20 protein-coding genes and 1 pseudogene are annotated in these 20,211 nt (G+C 71.0%); 5 read left to right on the forward strand and 16 right to left on the reverse strand.

Annotated elements, in window-relative coordinates; translation table 11 throughout:
• Positions 1–32: 32 nt before the first annotated feature.
• From pheT to infC, 8 genes are all read right to left on the reverse strand, one after another.
• Complete coding sequence (gene pheT, locus VGX25_RS14345) at positions 33–2,534, reverse strand: phenylalanine--tRNA ligase subunit beta (RefSeq protein WP_326918266.1); 2,502 nt, start codon at positions 2,532–2,534, stop codon at positions 33–35.
• Positions 2,535–2,539: 5 nt separating this feature from the next.
• Complete coding sequence (pheS, locus tag VGX25_RS14350; protein ID WP_326918267.1) at positions 2,540–3,607, reverse strand: phenylalanine--tRNA ligase subunit alpha; 1,068 nt, start codon at positions 3,605–3,607, stop codon at positions 2,540–2,542.
• Positions 3,608–3,720: 113 nt separating this feature from the next.
• A complete protein-coding gene (locus VGX25_RS14355; RefSeq protein WP_326918268.1) occupies positions 3,721–4,113 on the reverse strand; it encodes a type II toxin-antitoxin system VapC family toxin in 393 nt (130 codons plus the stop codon).
• Positions 4,110–4,400 carry a type II toxin-antitoxin system Phd/YefM family antitoxin gene (locus VGX25_RS14360; RefSeq protein ID WP_326918269.1) on the reverse strand — a complete coding sequence of 97 codons (291 nt, stop codon included), beginning with the start codon at positions 4,398–4,400 and terminating at the stop codon, positions 4,110–4,112. The genes VGX25_RS14355 and VGX25_RS14360 overlap by 4 nt, the downstream gene beginning before the upstream one ends.
• Positions 4,401–4,468: 68 nt before the next feature.
• Entirely contained in the window at positions 4,469–5,248 is a 780-nt protein-coding gene (locus VGX25_RS14365; protein WP_326918283.1) for an RNA methyltransferase, read from the reverse strand.
• Between the two features lie 35 nt (positions 5,249–5,283).
• Positions 5,284–5,658 carry a 50S ribosomal protein L20 gene (rplT, locus tag VGX25_RS14370; RefSeq protein ID WP_326918270.1) on the reverse strand — a complete coding sequence of 125 codons (375 nt, stop codon included), beginning with the start codon at positions 5,656–5,658 and terminating at the stop codon, positions 5,284–5,286.
• A gap of 85 nt (positions 5,659–5,743) precedes the next feature.
• Positions 5,744–5,938 carry a 50S ribosomal protein L35 gene (gene rpmI, locus VGX25_RS14375; protein ID WP_326918271.1) on the reverse strand — a complete coding sequence of 65 codons (195 nt, stop codon included), beginning with the start codon at positions 5,936–5,938 and terminating at the stop codon, positions 5,744–5,746.
• 45 nt (positions 5,939–5,983) lie between these two features.
• Complete coding sequence (infC, locus tag VGX25_RS14380) at positions 5,984–6,577, reverse strand: translation initiation factor IF-3 (protein WP_326918284.1); 594 nt, start codon at positions 6,575–6,577, stop codon at positions 5,984–5,986.
• A gap of 258 nt (positions 6,578–6,835) precedes the next feature.
• Between infC and VGX25_RS14385 the strand changes: the two genes are divergently transcribed.
• Positions 6,836–7,090 (forward strand): hypothetical protein, encoded by a 255-nt coding sequence (locus VGX25_RS14385; protein WP_326918272.1) that lies wholly within the window; start codon positions 6,836–6,838, stop codon positions 7,088–7,090.
• A 102-nt stretch (positions 7,091–7,192) separates the two neighbouring features.
• A pseudogene (locus VGX25_RS35675) lies at positions 7,193–7,438 on the forward strand (aminotransferase class IV); the annotation flags it as partial.
• Positions 7,439–7,555: 117 nt separating this feature from the next.
• On the opposite strand, the gene VGX25_RS14390 reads toward VGX25_RS35675, so the two are convergent.
• Together VGX25_RS14390 and VGX25_RS14395 are read right to left on the reverse strand one after the other, a co-directional pair.
• Positions 7,556–8,227, reverse strand: a complete 672-nt coding sequence (locus tag VGX25_RS14390; RefSeq protein ID WP_326918273.1) for a response regulator — start codon at positions 8,225–8,227, stop codon at positions 7,556–7,558.
• A complete protein-coding gene (locus VGX25_RS14395; RefSeq protein WP_326918274.1) occupies positions 8,224–9,807 on the reverse strand; it encodes a sensor histidine kinase in 1,584 nt (527 codons plus the stop codon). The genes VGX25_RS14390 and VGX25_RS14395 overlap by 4 nt, the downstream gene beginning before the upstream one ends.
• A gap of 92 nt (positions 9,808–9,899) precedes the next feature.
• On the opposite strand from VGX25_RS14395, the gene VGX25_RS14400 reads away from it, so the two are divergent.
• A complete protein-coding gene (locus VGX25_RS14400) occupies positions 9,900–11,252 on the forward strand; it encodes a cation:dicarboxylate symporter family transporter (RefSeq protein WP_326918275.1) in 1,353 nt (450 codons plus the stop codon).
• Here the strand turns inward: VGX25_RS14400 and VGX25_RS14405 are convergent.
• From VGX25_RS14405 to VGX25_RS14425, 5 genes are all read right to left on the reverse strand, one after another.
• Entirely contained in the window at positions 11,230–12,876 is a 1,647-nt protein-coding gene (locus VGX25_RS14405) for a long-chain fatty acid--CoA ligase (protein ID WP_326918276.1), read from the reverse strand. The two genes, VGX25_RS14400 and VGX25_RS14405, sit on opposite strands and share 23 nt — an antisense overlap.
• Entirely contained in the window at positions 12,873–14,066 is a 1,194-nt protein-coding gene (locus tag VGX25_RS14410; protein WP_326918277.1) for a helix-turn-helix domain-containing protein, read from the reverse strand. Before VGX25_RS14410 ends, VGX25_RS14405 begins: the two co-directional genes overlap by 4 nt.
• 562 nt (positions 14,067–14,628) lie before the next feature.
• Positions 14,629–15,084 carry a polyketide cyclase gene (locus VGX25_RS14415; RefSeq protein WP_326918278.1) on the reverse strand — a complete coding sequence of 152 codons (456 nt, stop codon included), beginning with the start codon at positions 15,082–15,084 and terminating at the stop codon, positions 14,629–14,631.
• Between the two features lie 31 nt (positions 15,085–15,115).
• The gene (locus tag VGX25_RS14420) at positions 15,116–15,829 is read right to left on the reverse strand and encodes an anti-sigma factor family protein (protein ID WP_326918279.1); all 714 of its coding nucleotides are present in this window, start codon (positions 15,827–15,829) and stop codon (positions 15,116–15,118) included.
• Positions 15,826–16,383 carry a sigma-70 family RNA polymerase sigma factor gene (locus tag VGX25_RS14425; protein WP_414635803.1) on the reverse strand — a complete coding sequence of 186 codons (558 nt, stop codon included), beginning with the start codon at positions 16,381–16,383 and terminating at the stop codon, positions 15,826–15,828. The genes VGX25_RS14420 and VGX25_RS14425 overlap by 4 nt, the downstream gene beginning before the upstream one ends.
• A 278-nt stretch (positions 16,384–16,661) precedes the next feature.
• Here VGX25_RS14425 and VGX25_RS14430 point away from each other — a divergent pair, with 278 nt between their 5' ends.
• Together VGX25_RS14430 and VGX25_RS14435 are read left to right on the forward strand one after the other, a co-directional pair.
• Entirely contained in the window at positions 16,662–17,009 is a 348-nt protein-coding gene (locus VGX25_RS14430; RefSeq protein WP_326918280.1) for a luciferase family protein, read from the forward strand.
• 9 nt (positions 17,010–17,018) lie between these two features.
• A complete protein-coding gene (locus tag VGX25_RS14435) occupies positions 17,019–17,897 on the forward strand; it encodes an oxidoreductase (RefSeq protein WP_326918281.1) in 879 nt (292 codons plus the stop codon).
• 305 nt (positions 17,898–18,202) lie between these two features.
• On the opposite strand, the gene uvrA is transcribed toward VGX25_RS14435, so the two are convergent.
• On the reverse strand, positions 18,203–20,211 hold a 2,009-nt coding region (uvrA, locus tag VGX25_RS14440), incomplete at its 5' end, for an excinuclease ABC subunit UvrA (protein WP_326918282.1).

Here is a 20,211-nt window from a genome sequence, read left to right on the forward strand (position 1 = left end):
GCGCCGATGCAGGGCTCACGGCTCTTGGTGGTTCAGCCGCGGAGGGTGGCGCCGTGGCGTTGGGTGGCGGCGGCGACGGCCGCGTCGCGGGCGGCGGTGGCTTCGTCGAGGGTGAGGGTGCGGTCGGGGGCGCGGAAGCGCAGGGCGTAGGCCAGGGAGCGCTTGCCGGCGCCGATCTGCTCGCCGGTGTAGACGTCGAACAGGTTGAGCTCCTCGAGCAGGTCGCCGCCGCCGGTGCGCAGCGCCTCGGCCACGTCGGCGGCCGGGACCTGCTCGTCCACCACGAGGGCGACGTCGAGCAGGACCGGTGGGTACGGCGACACCCGGGGCGCGGGACGGCGCTCGGCAAGCGGGAGCGTGTCGAGGTCGAGCTCCATCGCGCAGGTGCCGGGGGGCAGGTCGAGCGCCTCGATCACCTTGGGGTGCAGCTCGCCGGCGTGGCCGACCGGCCAGTCGCCGACCCGCAGCTGCGCGCACCTGCCGGGATGCCACGGCATCAGCTCCCAGGCCTGCACCCGCAGTTGCACGCCGGCCGCGGCGGCCACCACGTGCGCCGCGTGCACCGCGTCCGCCCAGCCGGCCTTCTCCCCAGGGCCCCACCAGCCGGCCCGCTGGCGGTTGCCGGCCAGCACCACGGCGACGTGGGTCGGCTGCTGCGGCAGCGCGGCGTTCATGGCCGCGATCTCCTCGTCGGTCGGCCGGTGCGACAGGGCCAGATCCGGTGGGGACACCTGCTGCGCCCTCGGCTGCACGACCTGTCCGATGTGGAACAACGCGATGTCCCGGGCGCCCCGGGATATGTTGCGTACCAAGGTGTCCAGCATGCCGGGCAGTAGCGTGCTGGCCAGCTCGGCGCGGTCGTGCTCGAGCGGGTTGAGCACGGTCAGGGTGCGCCGCCGGCTGTCCTCGGCGTCGAGGCCGAACGCGTCCCAGACCGCCGGGGACACGAACGGGAAGGGAATGACCTCGACGTAGCCGGCCTCGGCCAGAGCCCGGGACACCGCGCGGCGGCGGCGCTGGGCCAGGGTGAGGCCGCGGCCGGCGGGCGCGGCCGGCAGCACCGACGGGATCGTGTCGTATCCCTCGAGCCGGAGCACCTCCTCGACCAGGTCGGCGGGCTGCTGAAGATCGGGACGCCAGGACGGCGGGTGCGCCACGACCAGCGTGGTGCCGTCCTCGCCGGAGGCCACCTCGGGCCGGCAGCCGATCTGGCCCAGCCGGCGGACGGTCACGCCGCGCTCGTAGTACACGCCGGCCACCTGGTCCGGAAGGTCGATCGGCATGGTGACCGAGGGCAGCTCGTGCGGGCTGCCCTCGTCGGTGCGGCCGGGCCGGATGCTGCCCTCGCCGTGGTCGCGCAGCAGCCGCGCGGCCCGCTCGAGCGCGGCCGGCGGCAACGCCGGGTCGACGCACCGCTCGAACCGCTTGGACGCCTCGCTGGGCAGCTTGTGCCGGCGCACCGCCCTTGCGATCGACGGCGGATCCCAGTTCGCCGCCTCCAGCAGGATGTCCGTGCTGTCCGGGCGGATCTCGGTGCTCGCCCCGCCCATCACCCCGGCAAGCGAGATCGGGCCGGAGTCGTCGCAGACCAGAATGTCGTCCGGGTCGAGCACGCGCTCCACATCGTCCAAAGTGGTCAGCTTCTCGCCCGGCCGGGCCCGCCGCACGGTGATCCCGCCCTTGAGCGACGGGGCGTCGAAGGCGTGCATCGGCTGGCCGGTCTCCAGCATCACGTAGTTGGTGATGTCCACGGCCAGCGAGATCGAGCGGATGCCGGCGAGCAGCAGGCGGCGCCGGATCCACCACGGGGTCGGCGCCGTGGGGTCCACTCCGGACACCCGACGCACGGCAAACCGCCGGCACGCATCGGGATCCTCGATCGTCACCGGAACCGACTTGCCGTCGGCCTGCGGCACGTCGATCGCGGCCGGGTCGCGGTACCCGATGTCGAAGGCGCAGGCCAGCTCGCGGGCGAGGCCGCGCACCGAGAAGCAGTACCCGCGGTCCGGGCTGATGGCGAGCTCGATCACGGTGTCGTCGAGGCCGAGCAGCTCGATGGCGTCGTCCCCGGCGCCGGCCTCCTCGGGCGGCAGCACCAGGATGCCGGTGTGGTCGTCGCCGAGGCCGAGCTCGCGGGCCGAGCAGATCATGCCGTCGGACAGCCGCCCGTAGGTCTTGCGGGACGTGATCGTGAACCCGCCCGGCAGGACGGTGCCCGGCAGGGCGACCACCACGAGGTCGCCCTCGGAGAAGTTCGTTGCGCCGCAGACGATTCCGCGCAGCCGGGCGGCCTCGTCGATGTCGTCGTCCGGCTCGGCCACCTCGACGAGGCAGTGCCGCATCGGCTTCTTGACCTCGGTCAGCTCCTCGATCCGGACCACCCGGCCGGCCACGAGCGGGCCGGTCACCGAGCCGAGCGGCCGGACGTCCTCGACCTCCATGCCGATGCGCACGAACGCGTCCGCGATCTGCTCGGCGGTGATCTTGTCGTCCGTCTCGAGATGCTCGGTCAGCCAGCTGACTGGGACCCTCACCGTGCTCAGCCTTCCGTTCCGAACGGCAGGGTGAACCGGATGTCACCCTCGACCATGTCCCGCATGTCCGGGATCCCGTTGCGGAACTGCAGGGTTCGCTCGATGCCCATGCCGAACGCGAAGCCGGAGTAGACGTCCGGGTCGACGCCGCAGGCGCGCAGCACGTTCGGATGGACCATGCCGCAGCCGCCCCACTCGACCCAGCCGGCGCCGCCCTTCTTCTCCGTGAACCACACGTCGGGCTCGGCGGACGGCTCGGTGAACGGGAAGTACGAGGGGCGCAACCGGATCTTGGCTTCGCTGCCGAACATGGCCCTGGCGAAGGCATCCAGCGTGCCCTTGAGGTGGGCCATGGTCAGACCCTTGTCCACGGCAAGGCCCTCGACCTGGGTGAACACCGGGGTGTGCGTGGCGTCCAGCTCGTCGGTGCGGAACGTGCGGCCGGGGCACACCACGTACACCGGCAGCTCCCGCTCGAGCAGGGCGCGGATCTGCACCGGCGAGGTGTGCGTGCGCAGCGCCAGCCCGGAGCCTTCCGGCGCGACGTAGAAGGTGTCCTGCATGGTGCGCGCCGGGTGGTCCTTCTTGAAGTTCAACGCGTCGAAGTTGAACCACTCGGTCTCCACCTCGGGACCCTCGGCGACCTCGTAGCCCATGCCGATGAACACGTCCGCGATGCGCTCGGACAGCGTGGTGATCGGATGCCGGGCGCCGCGCGGGTAGCGGTCCCAGGGCAGCGTGACGTCGACGCGCTCCTCCCGCAGCACCCGCTCGTCCCGCTCGGCCTGCAGTTGCGCCAGCCGCTCCTCGAACGCCTTCTTCACCGCGCCCTGCGCCTCGTTGACCCGTTTGCCGGCCTCGGAGCGGGCCTTCGGGGGCAGTGCGCCGATCTCCCGCCGGGCGGTCAGCAGCGGCGACCGGTCCCCGAGGTGGGCAGGCTTGACCGCGGCCAGCGCGGCGAGATCGGGCGCCGCGGCGAACTCCTCGCGCGCCTTGGTGACTGCTGCCTGCAAGGTCTCGGACCCGAGGGCCGCGACCTCCTTGGGGTCGTAGGAGTCGTTGGCTCCGGACATGGTTGGTGAACAGCTCCCGGGTTCTTGGTGGCCGGTAGGCCGGCTCGCAGGCGACGGCTGATGCCGGCGAGCAGCCCGATCTTAGGCGATCGGATCTTCCCCGAAGAACCCGGTTACTCCATCCCAGGCATCGCCACCGTCAGGCCAAGGTCGCGTGCCACCTTCGCCATTCGATTGTCGTAGGTGACCAGCGCGGTCAACTCGGGGCCGAGCAGCTCCGCGGTCGCGACGTGGATGGCATCGAGGGAGCGAATCAAACCCGGCACATCGGCTGCCGCGTCCCGGATCCGGCTCGTCACCGGCATCTCGGCATGATCATGCCGGAGCTGGCGCATGAGGTTCGGATACGTGCCGAGCCGATCGCAGGTCCGCACCGTTTCGATCAAGCCGATGGTGCTCGTGCTGGTCCTCTCGGTGGGATGGCTGTCGAGAAAGGCTCGCAAGGCCTTCACATGTTGACGCCCGACGACCAGCGTGATCAAGGCAGAGGAGTCGACGTAGATCAAAACCGCTCCTCATCTCGCATCTCAAGAAGAAGCTGAAGCGGATCGACGTCGTCCGGCACCTCGAGATGGGTGAACTTGTCCCAGTCGCCGGCCCGCAAGTCGCCTGCTGCCGGAATGATCGAGCCCTCGGCGACCAACTCCTCGTACCGGCTCTTGTACCGAGGGGGCGGGGTCAGCACGGCGATGACCTTGCCGTGCCGGGTGACCTCGAGGGTCTCGCCGTTCTCCACGCGGGAGAACATGGCGCTGGGGTTGTAGGAGAACTCACGAACGCTGACGGAGGTCATCTCGCACCTCCCCGGCACGTCGGATGTACCTACATGAGCGTACAACATGGTAGGCACCTTTCTCCAGCTCAGTGCTGGGCGGTCGCGCTGGCGTAGAGACACACAGCGGCGGCCGTGGCCAGGTTGAGGCTCTCCGCGCGGCCGTAGATCGGGACCCGCACGCAGTGGTCGAGACCCGCGCGCACCCAGTCGGGGAGGCCGTGGGCTTCGCTGCCGAACACCCAGGCCGTTGGCTCCCCCAGCCGGCCGCCGTCGAGGATATCCCTGGCATGGCCGTCCGCTCCGACGAGCCTAAGTCCGGCGGCCCGGCACGCGGCGAGCGCCGCGGGGATCTCACGCGATCGGGTGATGGGGAGGTGGAACAGGCTGCCGGTGGAGGCCCGGACGCACTTGCCGTTGTGCGGGTCGACGGTGTCCCCGGCGAGGATCACGGCGTCGGCGCCGGCCGCGTCGGCCACCCTGATCACGGTGCCGGCGTTGCCCGGGTCGGAGATGCCGACGAGCACGGCGACCAGCTTCGGCTCGCCGGCCAGCGCCTCCCGGGCCGGCACGTCGAGCAGGTCGCAGACCGCGACGATCCCTTGCGGGGTCACGGTTTCCGACAGGCTGGCGGCGGCCCGGTCGGTGATCGGGGAGATCCGGACGCCGGTGTCGGCGGCGGAGCGCACCAGATCGGGATGCCGAGCGGCCGCGTCCGGAGTGACGAACAGCTCGTGCACGGTGGCGAACGCCAGCGCCTCGCGGACGGCCTGCGCGCCCTCGGCCAGGAAGCGCCCGGCCCGGTCGCGGCCCTGCCGGCGGGTCAGGTGCCGAGCGGCAACGACCCGGGGAGTCCGGTCTGTATACAGTGGACTGTCCCCGGGTCGTGGGTCGTTCGTGGGGTTCAGGAAGCCTTGCCTTGCGCCGGTGCGTTGTCCCGGGCGACGGCGACGAGCGCGGCGAACGCGTTCGGGTCGCTGACCGCGAGCTCGGCGAGGATCTTGCGGTCGACCTCGACGCCGGCCACGCGCAGGCCCTGGATGAACCTGTTGTAGGTCATGCCGTTCTGCCGGGCGGCGGCGTTGATCCGGGTGATCCAGAGCTGCCGGAAGTCACCCTTGCGCGCGCGGCGGTCGCGGTAGGCGTAGTTGAGCGAGTGGAGCACCTGCTCCTTGGCCTTGCGGTAGAGGCGCGAGCGCTGTCCGCGGTAGCCACTGGCCAGCTCGAGGGTCGTGCGGCGCTTCTTGTGGGCGTTGACTGCCCGCTTCACGCGTGCCACTGGTCCGTCCTGTCGATCTCTCGTGGGCGGGAGGCATCGCCACCGCCCGGATGGTCATGGGGTTGGGAAATCGGCCGAACGGTGGTCAGCGGCCGAGCAGCCGCTTGACGCGGCGACGGTCTTTCTGGGACACCTCGGTGGTGCCGGACAGGCGGCGGGTCAGCTCGCTGGACTTCTTCTCCAAGCGGTGGCGCAGACCCGTCTTCTGGCGCAGCAGCTTGCCGCTGCCCGTGACCTTGACGCGCTTGGCCGTGCCGGTGTGAGTCTTCTGCTTGGGCATGTGCGTTCCTTGCTTCTGTCAGGCGATCAGGATGATCGGGTCAGGTCACGACTGGGCGGTGTCGGGTCCGGCGCTCGGGGTGGTCGCCCGCTGCCGGGACTTCTGCGTCTTGTGCGGCGCCAACACCATGATCATGTTTCGGCCGTCCTGCTTGGGCGACGCCTCGACGAAGCCGAGCTCGGCGACGTCGTCGGCCAGCCGCTGCAGGAGGCGGAAGCCGAGCTCGGGGCGGGACTGCTCCCGGCCCCGGAACATGATCGTGACCTTGACCTTGTTCCCGTGCTCGAGGAAGCGAACGACGTTGCGCTTCTTGGTCTCGTAGTCGTGGGTGTCGATCTTGGGGCGGAGCTTCTGCTCCTTGATCACGGTGAGCTGCTGGTTGCGGCGCGACTCGCGGGCCTTCTGTGCGCTCTCGTACTTGAACTTGCCGTAGTCCATGAGCCTGCACACCGGCGGCCGGGCCTGGGGGGCGACCTCGACGAGGTCCAGATCCGCTTCCTGGGCCAGCCGGAGCGCATCCTCGATGCGCACGATTCCGACCTGCTCGCCGCTGGGTCCGACCAAGCGGACCTCCGGCACCCGGATGCGGTCGTTGATACGTGTCTCGGAGCTGATGGGGCCTCCTCCGTCCGAGGTCAGGGTCGTCTAGTACGGCACGACCCGGGTTTGGCTCCGTGACACCCCTGACAAGCATCGAACCCCGGTCGCCTGAGGCGAACGGGGCCCGCAATCCGACCGATCCCGGCGCACGCCGGGACACTGCGATCGGACCCGGACACCCTGGTGGTGACGCGGGTGGGAGCGGGGCTCCACTTTGCCGCCCCTACCGGGGCGAGTCGCGCCGTACAGAATAACAGACGCGTATGTCTGAATAATCCTGTGGCTCCCCGTGCGGGCATGATCGGCGTGTTGCGAGCGGAGATCGACGGGACGCCGGCCACGGTCGACCAGCTGCACCGGATGGCCGTCACCAACTACGGGCACTTCACCTCGATGCAGGTCAGGGGCGGCGCGGTGCGCGGCATCGACCCGCACGTGCGGCGGTGGGAGGAGTCCTCCCCGGAGCTGTTCGGCCAGGCCGTTGACGGCAGCCCGGTGTTCGACGGGTCCGGCGGGCGCTGGCCGGGACGCCGGACGCATCGGTGCGCGTGACGGTCGTGGCCGGCGGCCGGCGCGGCCCGGCCGGCGCCGGGCCCTCGGTGCTCGTGTCGGTCAGCGATCCGGGCGCCGCCCGCCCCTGAGCCGGACTGGCGGCTGCGGACCACGACCTACGTCCGGGATCTGCCGCACCTCGAGCATGTCACGACCATGGGCCTGATCCGGCACTGGCGGCTGGCCAAGGCGGACGGCTTCGACGACGCGCTGTTCGTCGGGCGGGACGGCCTGGTGTCCGAGGGCACGGCGTGGAACCTCGCGCCGTGGGACGGCGAGCGGGTCGTGTGGCCGGACGCCCCATTGCTCGCCGGGATCGCTGGTCCGCCTCTAAGGAATCAACTGCTGTCGTTGTGTCCCGGCGAACGGTGCAGTTGTCGGGTGGATCGTGGCTGGCTGCCGGCACGGTCCCCCGAGGTGCGGTTGGCGGGCGCGAACCCTGCCGCCATGTCGCAAAGACTGACTCTAGGCCCAGTGGTACCACAGCTCGGGCCGGCCGATCTGGCCGTACTGCAGGCGGCGGACGGCGAACCCGTTGTCCGCCAGGTATTCCAGGTAGCGGCGGGCGGTCACGCGGGACACGCCGAGCCCGTCGCTGGCCGCGGCGGCGGACAGCCCGCCGTTCGCGGCGCGCAGGGCGGCGATCACCGCATCGAGGGTCGGCGCGCTCATCCCTTTGGGTAAAGCTCGGGTGTCGGTGCTGCGCAGCGTGGCCAGCAGGCTGTCCACCTCGGCCTGGCCGGCGGCCTCCCCGGTGCGGTCCACCCCGGCCAGGAACTTCGCGTAGCGCTCGAGCTTGTCCCGCATGGCGGCGAACGTGAACGGCTTGAGCAGGTACTGCACCACGCCGGCGGATACGGCGGCCCGCACCACGGCCAGGTCGCGGGCCGAGGTCACCGCGATCACGTCGACCGCATGCCCGGCCGCCCGCACCGCGCGGCACACGTCCAGCCCGTGCGCGTCGGGCAGGTAGAGGTCGAGCAGCAGCAGGTCGACCTCCTTGTGCCGCAGCGTGCGCAGCACCTCCCCGCCGGAGTGCACCACGCCCACCACGCAGAACCCGGCGACCCGCTCGACGTAGAGCCGGTGCGCCTCGGCCGCCACCGGATCGTCCTCGACGACAAGGACCCGGATCACGCGCGGACGCCGGGCCGCACCGGCAGCCGGACGGTGAACACCGCACCGTCCTGTGTGGACACATCGATCGTGCCGCGGCAGCGCCGGACCGCCTGCCCGACGAGGGCCAGCCCGAGCCCCCGGCCGACAAGTCCGCCGTCGGTCTTGGTGGACCAGCCGCGCCGGAACACCTCGTCCCGGCGCGCGGGATCGAGCCCGTCGCCGGTGTCGGCGACCCGGAGCACCAGCTCGCCGCCCTCGGTCCGGGCGGTCACGAACACCTGCGGCCGCCCGCCGGCCTCGAGCGCGGCGTCCAGCGCGTTGTCGATCAGGTTGCCCAGGATCGTGACCACGTCCCTGGCCAGGTCCCCGCCGAGCACGGCGTCGTCGATCTCGGTGTCCTCGGTGACCACCAGCTGCGCCCCGCGCTCGCTGGCCTCCGCCGCCTTGCCCAGCAGCAGCGCGGCGAGCACCGGCTCGGCCACCGCCCCGACCACCCGGTCGGTCAGCCGCTGGGCGATCTCCAACTCGGCGGTGGCGAACTCGACGGCCTCCCGGCTGCGGCCCAGCTCCACCAGCGACACCACGGTGTGCAGCCGGTTGGCCGCCTCGTGCGCCTGCGAGCGCAGCGACTCGGCGAACCCGCGCATGGAGTCCAGCTCACCGGTCAGCGCCTGCAGATCGGTGTGGTCCCGCAGGGTCACCACGCTGCCGTGGGCGCGGTCGCCCGAGCGCACCGGCGCGGAGTTGACCACGAGCACCCTCCGGTCGGTCAGCTGCAGCTCGTCGTGCGCCTCCTGGTCGGTGGACAGGCTGCGCACCAACGCATCCGGCAGCCCCAGCTCGTCGACCCGCCTGCCCTCGACCTCCCCGGACAGATCGAGCAGCTGCCGCGCCCCGTCGTTGCACAACGTCACGCGGTGATCCTTGTCGATCAGCAGCAGGCCCTCGCGGACCGCGTGCAGGATCGCCTCGTGGTAGTCGATCCGGCGGCCGAGCTCGGCGGGTCCGAGCCCATGGGTCTGCCGGCGGATGCGCCGGCTCACCAGGTAGGTCCCCGCGGTGCCGATGGCCAGCGCGCCGGCCACGACGACGGCCAGCGGCGCCATCCGGTCGCGCACCTGCCCGGCGATCGCGTTGAGCGTGATCCCGACGCTGACCAGCGCCACGATCTCGTCGTCCGTGCCGTACACCGGCACCACCGCGCGCACCGACGGGCCCAGCGTGCCGGTGTAGGTCTCGGTGAACACGTTGCCGGCCCGCGCCTCCTCGGTGTGCCCGAGGAACTGCCCGCCGATCATCGCCGGGTTGGGATGGGTGTACCGCCGGCCGTCCGGTTGCATGATCACGACGAAGTCCACCCCGGTGTCCCCGCGGATCCGCTCGGCGAGCGGCTGCAGGACCGTGGTGGGATCGGCGCTCCCCAGCGTGTCGACCACCGTGGGCGCGTCGGCCACGGTCCTGGCCACCGCGACCACCTTGTCCCGCGCGGCGTCCTCGGCCCGGTCGGCCACGTCCAGGTACACCAGCAGCGCGCCCACGACCACAAGCAGGCCGACGATGATCACCTGCAGGACGAGCAGCTGTCGGGCGAGGCTCATGGTCATAAGTGTGAACGAAATGAACGGAAACGTGACCTGGGTCATAGCGGAGCGGACACTGCGGGCCGGAACCGTCGGCAGAGGAGAGCACCGTGGCGACCACCGACCGACCCACCGAGCGACGACGCCGGGACCGGACCCACTACCTCTACATCGCGGTGCTGCTTGCCGTGCTGGCCGGCATCATCGTCGGCCTCGTGTTCCCCGAGGCCGGGAAGTCCCTGAAACCGCTCGGTGACGGGTTCGTCAAGCTGATCCGGATGATGATCAGCCCGATCATCTTCTGCACGATCGTGCTCGGCATCGGCAAGGTGGCCAAGGCCGCCACCGTCGGCAAGGTCGGCGTCCTGGCGATCGGCTACTTCCTGGTGATGTCCACGGTGGCGCTGATCATCGGGCTGGTGGTCGGCAACCTGCTCGAGCCAGGCACCGGCCTGAAGGCCGGCACGCCGCCGAGCGGACCCGCCCAGGGCACCAACGAGTTCCTGCTCGGCATCATCCCCGACACCCTGCTGTCCTCGCTCACGTCGGGCAACGTGCTGCAGACGCTGCTGGTCGCGCTGCTCGTCGGGTTCGCCCTGCAGGCGTTGCGGGGCAGGGGAGAGCCGATCCTGCGCGGCATCGACCACATCCAGAAGCTGATCTTCAAGATCCTGGCGATGGTCATGTGGACGGCGCCGATCGGGGCGTTCGGGGCGATCGCCGCGGTGGTCGGCGCCACCGGCTGGAGCGCGCTGAAGAGCCTCGCGGTGATCATGCTCGGGTTCTACGCGACCTGCCTGATCTTCGTGTTCGGTGTGCTCGCCGCCGTGCTGTGGGCCGTGGCCAGGGTCAACCTGCTGTCCCTGCTGCGGTATCTGGGCCGGGAGTTCCTGCTGATCCTGTCCACCTCGTCGTCCGAGGTGGCCCTCCCCCGGCTGATCGCCAAGATGGAGCACCTCGGCGTCGGCCGCCCGGTCGTCGGCATCACGGTGCCCACCGGCTACTCGTTCAACCTGGACGGCACCGCCATCTACCTGACCATGGCCACCCTGTTCATCGCCAGCGCGCAGGGCTCGCCGCTGTCCCTCGGCGAGCAGATCTCCCTGCTGCTGTTCATGATCATCGCCTCCAAGGGCGCCGCCGGCGTGACCGGCGCCGGCCTTGCCACGCTGGCCGGCGGGCTGCAGGCGCACCGGCCGGACCTGGTGCAGGGCGTCGGGCTGATCGTCGGGATCGACCGGTTCATGTCCGAGGCAAGGGCGCTGACCAACTTCGCCGGCAACGCGGTGGCCACCGTGCTGGTCGGCACCTGGACCCAGGAGTTCGACCGCGAGCAGGCCAACCGGGTCTTCCGCGGCGAGGACCCGTTCGACGAGACCACCATGGTCGACGACGAGCACCGCGCCGCCGACCAACCCACCGCGGACGACGAGCGCGCACCTAGTCCTGCTCGAGCACCGTGACGTCCAGGGTGCCGTCGGCATAGCGGCGGCGCAGCTCCTTCTTGTCGAACTTGCCGACGCTGGTCTTGGGTACCTCGGGGATCACGCTCCACCGCTCCGGCACCTGCCACCAGTCGATCCGCCCGGCGAGGAAGTCGCGCAGCTCGGCGAGCGGGGCCCGGCGCCCGGCCTGGAACACCACGGCGGCCAGCGGGCGCTCCTGCCAGCGGCTGTCCGGCACCGCGATCACGGCGGCCTCGGCCACGGCCGGGTGGGTCATCAGCTGGCTCTCCAGCTCCACCGAGGAGATCCACTCGTCGCCGGACCGGATCAGGTCCTTGGCCCGGTCGGTCAGAGTCAGGAACCCGTCCGGGGTCAGCGTGCCGATGTCGCCGGTGCGCAGCCAGCCGTCGACGAACCGGCCCTGCGCGTCCCGGTCGGCCGGCTCCGGGCGGTAGTACGAGCTGGCGATCCACGGGCCGCGGAGCTCCAGCTCCCCCACGGCCTTCCCGTCGTGCGGCAGCGGCTTGCCGTCCAGCCCGATCAGCCGGGCCTCCAGCGAGGGCAGCAGCCGACCCTGGCTGATCCGGTACGGCCAGGCCTCGTCGCCGGACACCCCGGCCGGCGGGTGCGCGACGGCGGCGATCGGCGACGTCTCGGTCATGCCGTAGCCCTGCACCACCTGCACGCCGTGCCGCTCCTCGAACTCGCGGATCAGCGTCGGCGGGCAGGTCGCTCCCCCGGCAAGCACCATGCGCAGGCAGGAGATGTCGGCCGGGCGGGTGCGCAGGTGCTCGGCGACGCCGGACCAGGTGGTGGACACCGCGGCGGCCATCGTCGGCCGCTCCCGCTCGATCATCGCGACCAGCGACTCCGGCTGCAGGAACCGGTCGGGTAGCAGCTGCCCGGCGCCGGCCAGGAACGCCGCGTACGGCATGCCCCAGGCGTTGACGTGGAACATCGGGACCACCGGCAGCAGCACGTCGGCCGGGCGCATCTCGTGTGCGGCCGGGGTGTTCACCGCCATGCTGTGCAGGTAGACCGACCGGTGGCTGTACGCGACGCCCTTGGGCTTGCCGGTGGTGCCGCTGGTGTAGCACAGCGCGGCCGCGCTGTTCTCGTCCGGGTCGGGCCAGGCGTGCCGGTCGGGTTGCGCGGCGAGCAGCTCCTCGTAGTCGTGGGTGAGCCGGCCCGCGCTGTGCACCGCAGTCGGCGCCCCGCTGCCCACCACGACGACGTGCTCCACGGTCGGCAGCTCCGGCAGCAGCTCGGCGAACCGGGGCAGCGTCGTCTCGTTGACCAGGATCACCCGGTCCTCGGCGTGGTTGATCGTGTACACCAGCTGCTGCTGGGAGAACCTCAGGTTGATCGTGTGCAGCACGGCGCCCATGGCCGGCACGGCGAGGTAGGCCTCGAGGTGCTCGGCGTTGTTCCACATGAACGTGCCGACGCGCTGATCACCGGTCACTCCGAGGGCGCGCAGCGCGTGGGCGAGCCGGGCGCACCGGACGCCGAGGTCGCCGTAGGACCGGTAGCGCGCCGCGGTCCCGGTCCAGGTGGCCACCCTGGCGTCGGTGTGCACGGCCGTGCTGTGGCGGAGCATCCTGGCCACCGTCAGCGGGGCCTCCTGCATGGTGCTTCTCATGGACGGGCCTGACCGAGCTCCCACGCGGTGAGCGCCAGGGACACGGCGACGAACGTGGCCCGGCCCTTCAGCGGGCGGTCGAGCAGGGTCTCCAGGCGGTTGAGCCGGTTCAGCACGGTGTTGCGGTGGCAGTACAACCGGGCCGCGGTGTGCGCCACCGAGCAGTTGGTGTCGATCCACACCGCCAGCGTGGTGAGCAGGTGCCGGCCCTCCTTGCCGGGCAGGTCGAGCACCGGCCCGAGCAGCTCGCGCACCAGCATGTCGGCCAGCTCGGGCGAGCGCACCAGCAGCGCCTCCGGCAGGTGGTCCTCGAGCACGGCGAGGCCGGGCGAGCCGGGCGGCAGCGTCGCCATCGCGGTCAGCGCCAGCCGGTAGCCCTCGTCGACCCGGCCGAGCCCGGACACCACCGGACCGACGCCGCCGCGCCCGCGCATCGCCGGCCGCAGCCGCCGCAGCACCGCCTCCTGCCCGGACCGCTCCAGCGCCACCAGGCCGACCAGCGCCTCGCCGCTGACCTGCCACACGGAGCGGAAGTTGCCCGCAGCCAACGTCTCCGTCGGCATCTCCACGCCCGGCCGGCCCGCCGACGTCGGCTCCACCGCGAACACCAGGTACGGGCTGTCGGCCGGCAGGTCCAGCTTGAGCGCGGCCTCCTCGAGGAAGCTCGACTCGCGCCCGCGGCCGCGCAGCAGCTCGTCGACCATCACCCGCCGGCGCTGCTCGGCCATCCGCAGCAGCTCGAGCTCGGTGCGGTGGTAGTGGTAGCAGGTGGCGAACTCGGCGGACACCTCGTCGACGACCATCCACAGCGAGCCGGCCACGTCCAGCAGCGCGGGCTCGGGCAGGGCGTCCATCGCCTCCTGCCACACGGCGAGACCGGCGAGCCGGTAGGACCGCAGCACGGAGTCGAGCGGAACGCCCCGCTCGGCCTGGCGCCGGGCGCTGGCCCTGATGACCGCGTACGGCTCGGCCCCGGTGTCGCCGGCCAGCAGGCGCAGCATGGCGTCCGCGTTGTCCCGGCAGGACCGGCGCAGGTCGGGCAGCGAGACCAGCGCGGTGTCGAGGTATCCGGAGTTCTTGGCCACGATGTGGGTGACCCAGCGGTCGGCGATCTCGTCCAGCCGACCGCGCAGCGCCTCGACGGGTGCTTGATCCACGGGGACGTCTTCGACCCGCTCCACCGCTGCCATGGAGTCACGATGCTCGTTTTGCTCCGGATCGGCAACATTGACCCTTCTGGCCGAATGTGCATAGCGCACAGCGAGCGGCGCACCGACGGGCCATTACGTCCGGTGATGGGACGACTCTCGGCTGCTACAGCTGGTTCACCCTGCTGACCGCCACGCCAACGGATGAGGTAGGCCAGGGCATCACCACGACGTTCAGCATGATCCCCGAATATCCGATGTGGACATAAGGTTGCCGGACGCGCCCCGGCCAACCTGATGAACCAGCTCACCGGCGGCTCGGCGTCGGTGAGCCTGCTGTACCAAACCGATGCGCGAGGCCGCCGCCGCGATGCGGGCCCGCCTGGTCACCGCCACCGCCCGGCGCTGAGCGTGCCGGCCGGCTCACTGTCCACTCAGGACACGGTGCCCCCGGGCGCACCGCCACGTACGGCTCGCTGTCCGCCGACGCCGCACGGGTGCCGGTGCCGGGAGTCACACCCGCTCGCACCCGGTCACCGGTGTGTCCGATGTAGACATTCGGCGCTGATCCGCACGCCGGCCCCCGCGCCGGCGCTGCCGGACGTCAGCTGGTGCCGGAGGCCAGGTAGGCGCGTAGGCCGCGGTGGCCACGGCGCATCATGGCGGCGTGGTTGGCGCGGAACAGGGGGCGGGCCACCGGGGCGAGGCGGCGCAGCAGCTTCTTGCGCACCACGACCTCCTGGGAGATCTCGAGCCGGGCCTGGCTCGGCCGGTGGGCAGCGACGACGCCCTGGACGTAGCCCTCGAGGTCGCCGGTCATGTGCACGCGCAGCAGGCCGTTGCGCTCGTCCTGCTCGGCCCGGTGCATCCGGAACACCAGGGCGTACGGCAGCAGCGCGCGGCAGGTCAGCTCGGCCGTGTTGTCGTCGACCCGGCTGACCGAACGGACGTCCGGCCACCAGCGCGGGTAGCTGCCCAGGTCGACGAGGGCGCCGAACACCTTGGCCGCGGCCGTCTCGACCGACCAGACGTGGCGGAACCGGTACTCGTGCAGCGACACGTGATCAGTACGCTCCCCCCTGGCCCACGGTTCAGACCTTGACCTCCACGAACCGCATGCCGTCCGTGTTCACCACCTCGATCGACTCCACGTCGTCCGGGCTGACCAGCGCCGCGCTCTGCAGCGTGGTGCCGTCCCGCGCACCGGCCGCCGACACCTGCCAGCTCGCCGTGAGGATCGGCTCGCCGGACCTCGGCACGACGCGGATCAGGCACTTCTGTCCCTGCGGGATGCCCTTCGCCGTGACCTGCAGCCGGACCCAGCCGGCCTGCGGCACCACGTCGACCGCGAGGCTGGCGCCGGTCGCCTGGTCGGTCGCCTGCGCGTGCTGGACGTTGGCCCCGGCGAACACGTCCGACCGGTCGGGCGCCGTCACCCGGCCGACCAGGATGCCACCGCCGAGGGTCACCGCGGCCAGCAGCACGACCGCCGCGGCCACCAGGGTCCGCCGGTAGCGCCGAGCCGGCTGGCCCGACCGGAGCGGCTGGAACGACCGGTGATGCTCGGCCCTTGCCGCCCGGATCGTGCGCTGCAGCAGCAGATCACCGCCGTCGGGGGGACCGTCGAGGAACGCCTCCGGCGGCACCTCGTCCATCGCCGCGCGCAGGGTGGTCAGCTCGGCCACCTCCTGCCGGCACGCCGCGCACCCGGCAAGGTGGTCGTGCACCAGCTGGGCCTCGGAGGGATCCAGCGCGCCGAGGGCGTAGGCGCCGAGCATCGAGCGATCATGCTCAAGCGAGTTCATCTCGACACCTCCAGCACCGCGCGCAGGGCACGTAAGGCGTGGTAGGACCTCGATTTGACGGTACCCGGAGGGATGCCGAGCGCCTTGGCCGTCTCGGCGACCGTTCGGCCCCGGTAGTACATTTCCACAAGCACCTCCCGGTGCTCGGCGGACAATCGATCAAGCCCACCCAGCACGGCCATCGAGTTGACCACCTGCTCGGCGTGGTCGCGTTCGACGGACGGCACGTCGACCGGCTCCGCGACTTCCGGGGGCCGGGCGGCCCTGGCGCGGGCCCGATCCGTGACGATGTTGCGGGCGACGGTGAGCAGCCACCCGCGCACCGAGCCCTTGCTGTCGTTGCGCAGATCATCGGCGTGCTTCCAGGCTCGCAGCAGCGTCTCTTGCACAATGTCTTCGGCCGCCGACCGGTCGTTGGTCAACCGGGTCGCGTACGCCAACAGGCTGCGGCCATGCTCGTGGTACAGGAAGCGGATCAGGTCCTCGCCTGGCGCAGCCTGTTCCTGCCCACCGCCGGCGCGCTGTCGGCGCGACCGCAAGCCGGGGAACGTCACGCCTGCCCTCACCTACCCGGATTAATCGGACACCACCCTGGTCGGCGAGAACAGTACTGGACTGCTCCATCAGGCATATCCACCCTTCGGTTGGTCGACCGGGCGGGAACGGAAGGGGTTGGTGCGTTCCCGCCCGGCCGGGCCCTCGCGACCCACCGCCCGCTCGGCTTCGCGAACCACGGGTCAACCTCCCGATGCTGGTCGTCACCATGCACACGAGCCCCGTCCCCGACCGGTTCAACCGGTTCGAAACTTTCTTGTGGACTACCCTCCCGCCCATGTCCGACCTGGTCCGCGCGGCGCTCACCGAGATCGAGGGCGTGCTGGAGAGCGGGTCCCGGTACAAGCCGGACCTCGCCTACTGGGTCGACGGCACCGAGATCGCCCACTTCGAATCCGAGGACCTGCTGGACGTCCGACTCACCCGCCGGCTCATCCGGGCCCACCGCGACGAGCTGCGATCCGATCCGGCGGTGACACTGCGCCCCGGCTCATCGGACTGGATCACCGTCGACGTGACCGGTCCCGACGGCCTGGCCCGCGCTCGCCGGCTGGTCGGCCTCGCCGCCGGGGCGCACCGCGCCCCGCCCGGCACGATCCCCCGCCCGCCCGGCCGCTCCCACTAGGCTCGCCACATGGCCAAATGGACCGCGTCCGACATCCCCGATCAGACCGGCCGCACGGTGGTGATCACCGGAGCCAACAGCGGCATCGGCGCCGTCACCGCCCGCGAGCTCGCCAGGGCCGGCGCCAAAGTGATCATCGCCTGCCGCAACCTGGCCAAGGGTGAGGCCGCCGCGGCCACCATGCCCGGCACTCCCGAGGTCCGCGAGCTCGACCTCGCCGACCTGTCCTCGATCCGCGCCTTCGCAGCCAAGCTCGACGGCCCGCTCGACATCCTGATCAACAACGCCGGCGTGATGGCCCTTCCGCTCCGCCGCACCGCCGACGGCTTCGAGATGCAGATCGGCACCAACCACCTCGGCCACTTCGCCCTGACCGGCCTCCTCCTCGACCGGATCACCGACCGCGTGGTCACGGTCTCCAGCGGCGCCCACCGCATGGGCCGCATCCGCCTCGACGACCTCAACTGGGAAACTGGCCGCTACCAACGCTGGCCCGCCTACGCCCAGTCCAAGCTGGCCAACCTACTCTTCACCTACGAGCTGGCCCGCCGCCTCACCGCCGCCAAGTCACCGGTCAAGGCCCTCGCCGCCCACCCCGGCTACGCCGCCACCAACCTCCAGTCCCACACCGAGTCCGTCCAAGACCGCATCATGGCCCTGGGCAACCGCATCCTCGCCCAAAGCGCCGACATGGGCGCCCTCCCCACCCTCTACGCCGCGGTGCACGACCTCCCCAGCCCCACCTACATCGGCCCCGACCGCCTCTTCGAGAACCGCGGCCACCCCAAGATCGTCAGCTCCAACTCCGCCTCCCGCGACCCCGAAACCGCCCGCCGCCTCTGGGACCTCTCCGAACAACTCACCGGCATCACCTACACCTTCGCCTAGCCCCGGCGTGTCACCCCCTGGCAAAGGTGGTCGCGCCGCGCCAGGGAAGTGCGGCCGCCAACTCAAGCACCTGAGCCGCCAAAGTCATGTACGCGACTGGGCCCAACCCGACTGCGTCAAGTGCCAACACACCAACGCCAAGCGCCAACACCAACGTCACCCGCCAACACGCGCGCGTCACGCGCCAACAAACCAACGCCAGACGCCAACACGCCGGGTGCAACCACCCCACCAGCCGGCCACCCGGCGCCCCAACTCAACCCCGGTACCAACACCCCTCCCCCAACCGCCCGGGCCCCTCTACCTCACCCTGCCACCGCAGCCGCATCCCCCAACACATTCCGCAGAAAATCCCCCGTATAACTGTGCTTCATCTCCGCCACCTGCTCCGGCGTCCCCTCCGCGATGATCGTGCCCCCACCGGAGCCCCCCTCCGGACCCATGTCGATCACCCAGTCCGAGGTCTTGATCACATCCAGGTTGTGCTCGATCACGATGACCGTGTTGCCCTTGTCCACCAAGCCGTTGATCACACCGAGCAGCTTGCGGATGTCCTCGAAGTGCAACCCCGTTGTCGGCTCGTCGAGGATGTACACGGTCTTGCCGGTCGACCGCTTCTGCAGCTCCGAGGCCAGCTTCACCCGCTGCGCCTCGCCACCGGACAGGGTCGGCGCCGGCTGGCCGAGCCGCACGTATCCCAACCCGACGTCCACCAGCGTCCGCAGGTGCCGGTGGATCGCCTTGATCGGCTCGAAGAACTTCTCGGCCTCCTCGATCGGCATGTCCAGCACCTCGGAGATGGTCCGGCCCTTGTAGTGCACCTCGAGGGTCTCCCGGTTGTACCGCGCGCCCTTGCACACCTCGCACGGCACGTACACGTCCGGCAGGAAGTTCATCTCGATCTTGATGGTGCCGTCGCCTGCGCACGCCTCGCAGCGGCCGCCCTTGACGTTGAAGGAGAACCGGCCCGGCTGGTAGCCGCGGACCTTGGCCTCGGTGGTGGCCGCGAACAGCTTGCGGATGTTGTCGAACACCCCGGTGTAGGTGGCCGGGTTGGACCGCGGGGTGCGGCCGATCGGCGACTGGTCGACCCGGACCAGCTTGTCCACCTTCTCCAGGCCCCGCACCCTGGTGTGCCGGCCGGGTACCTGCCGCGCGCCGTTGAGCTTGTTGGCCAGCACCGTGGCCAGGATGTCGTTGACCAAAGTGGACTTTCCGGAGCCGGACACGCCGGTGACCGACACCAGGCAGCCCAGCGGGAACGACACGTCGATGTTGCGCAGGTTGTGCTCCCGCGCGCCCACCACGGTCAGCTGCCGCTTCTTGTCCACCGGCCGGCGGAGTGCCGGCACCTCGATCCGCTCGCGGCCGGACAGGTACGCGCCCGTCAGCGACTTCTTGTTCTTCAGCAGCTTCTCGTACGGTCCGCTGTGGACGATGTGGCCGCCGTGCTCGCCCGCGCCGGGGCCGATGTCGACCACCCAGTCGGACGTGCGGATGGTGTCCTCGTCGTGCTCGACCACGATCAGCGTGTTGCCCAGGTTGCGCAGCCTGGTGAGCGTCTCGATCAGCCGGTGGTTGTCCCGCTGGTGCAGCCCGATCGACGGCTCGTCGAGCACGTAGAGCACGCCGACCAGTGCGGACCCGATCTGCGTCGCGAGCCGGATCCGCTGCGCCTCGCCGCCCGACAGCGTGGCCGCGGCCCGGTCCATGGAGAGGTAGCCGATGCCGACGTCGTCGAGGAAGCGCATCCGCTCCTCGATCTCGCGCACGATCAACCGCGCGATGTGGCGCTCGGTCTCGGTCAGGTCCACGTCCGCCAGCCACTGCAGCGCGCGGCGCACGCTGAACGACGCGAACTCGTGCAGCGCCAGGCCGCCGACGAGCACCGCGCGCGACTCGGGCCGCAGCCGGGCGCCCTTGCACGCCGGGCACGGCACCATCGACATGAACTCCTCGATCTTCTCGCGCGCGAGGTCGGACTCCGTCTCCTTGTAGCGCCGCTCGAGGTTGGGCACGATGCCCTCGAACCGCGTCGCGTACGAGCGCCTCCGCCCGTAGCGGTTGCGGTAGGAGACCGGGATGCGGTCGCCGTTCGTGCCGTACAGGAACAGCTCGCGAGCGCTCTCGTCGAGCGTCTCCCACGGCGCCTCGAGGTCGATGTCGTACTTCTCGGCGATCGCCTGCGTGATCTGCTCGTAGTACTGCGACGTGCTCGTCGCCCACGGCGCCAACGCCCCCTCGCCGATCGACAGCGTCGGGTCGGGCACGACCAGTTCGGGATCGATCTCCATCTGCGACCCCAGCCCGGTGC

The organism is Actinophytocola sp. (assembly GCF_035942955.1).
Taxonomy (GTDB): domain Bacteria; phylum Actinomycetota; class Actinomycetes; order Mycobacteriales; family Pseudonocardiaceae; genus DASYTH01.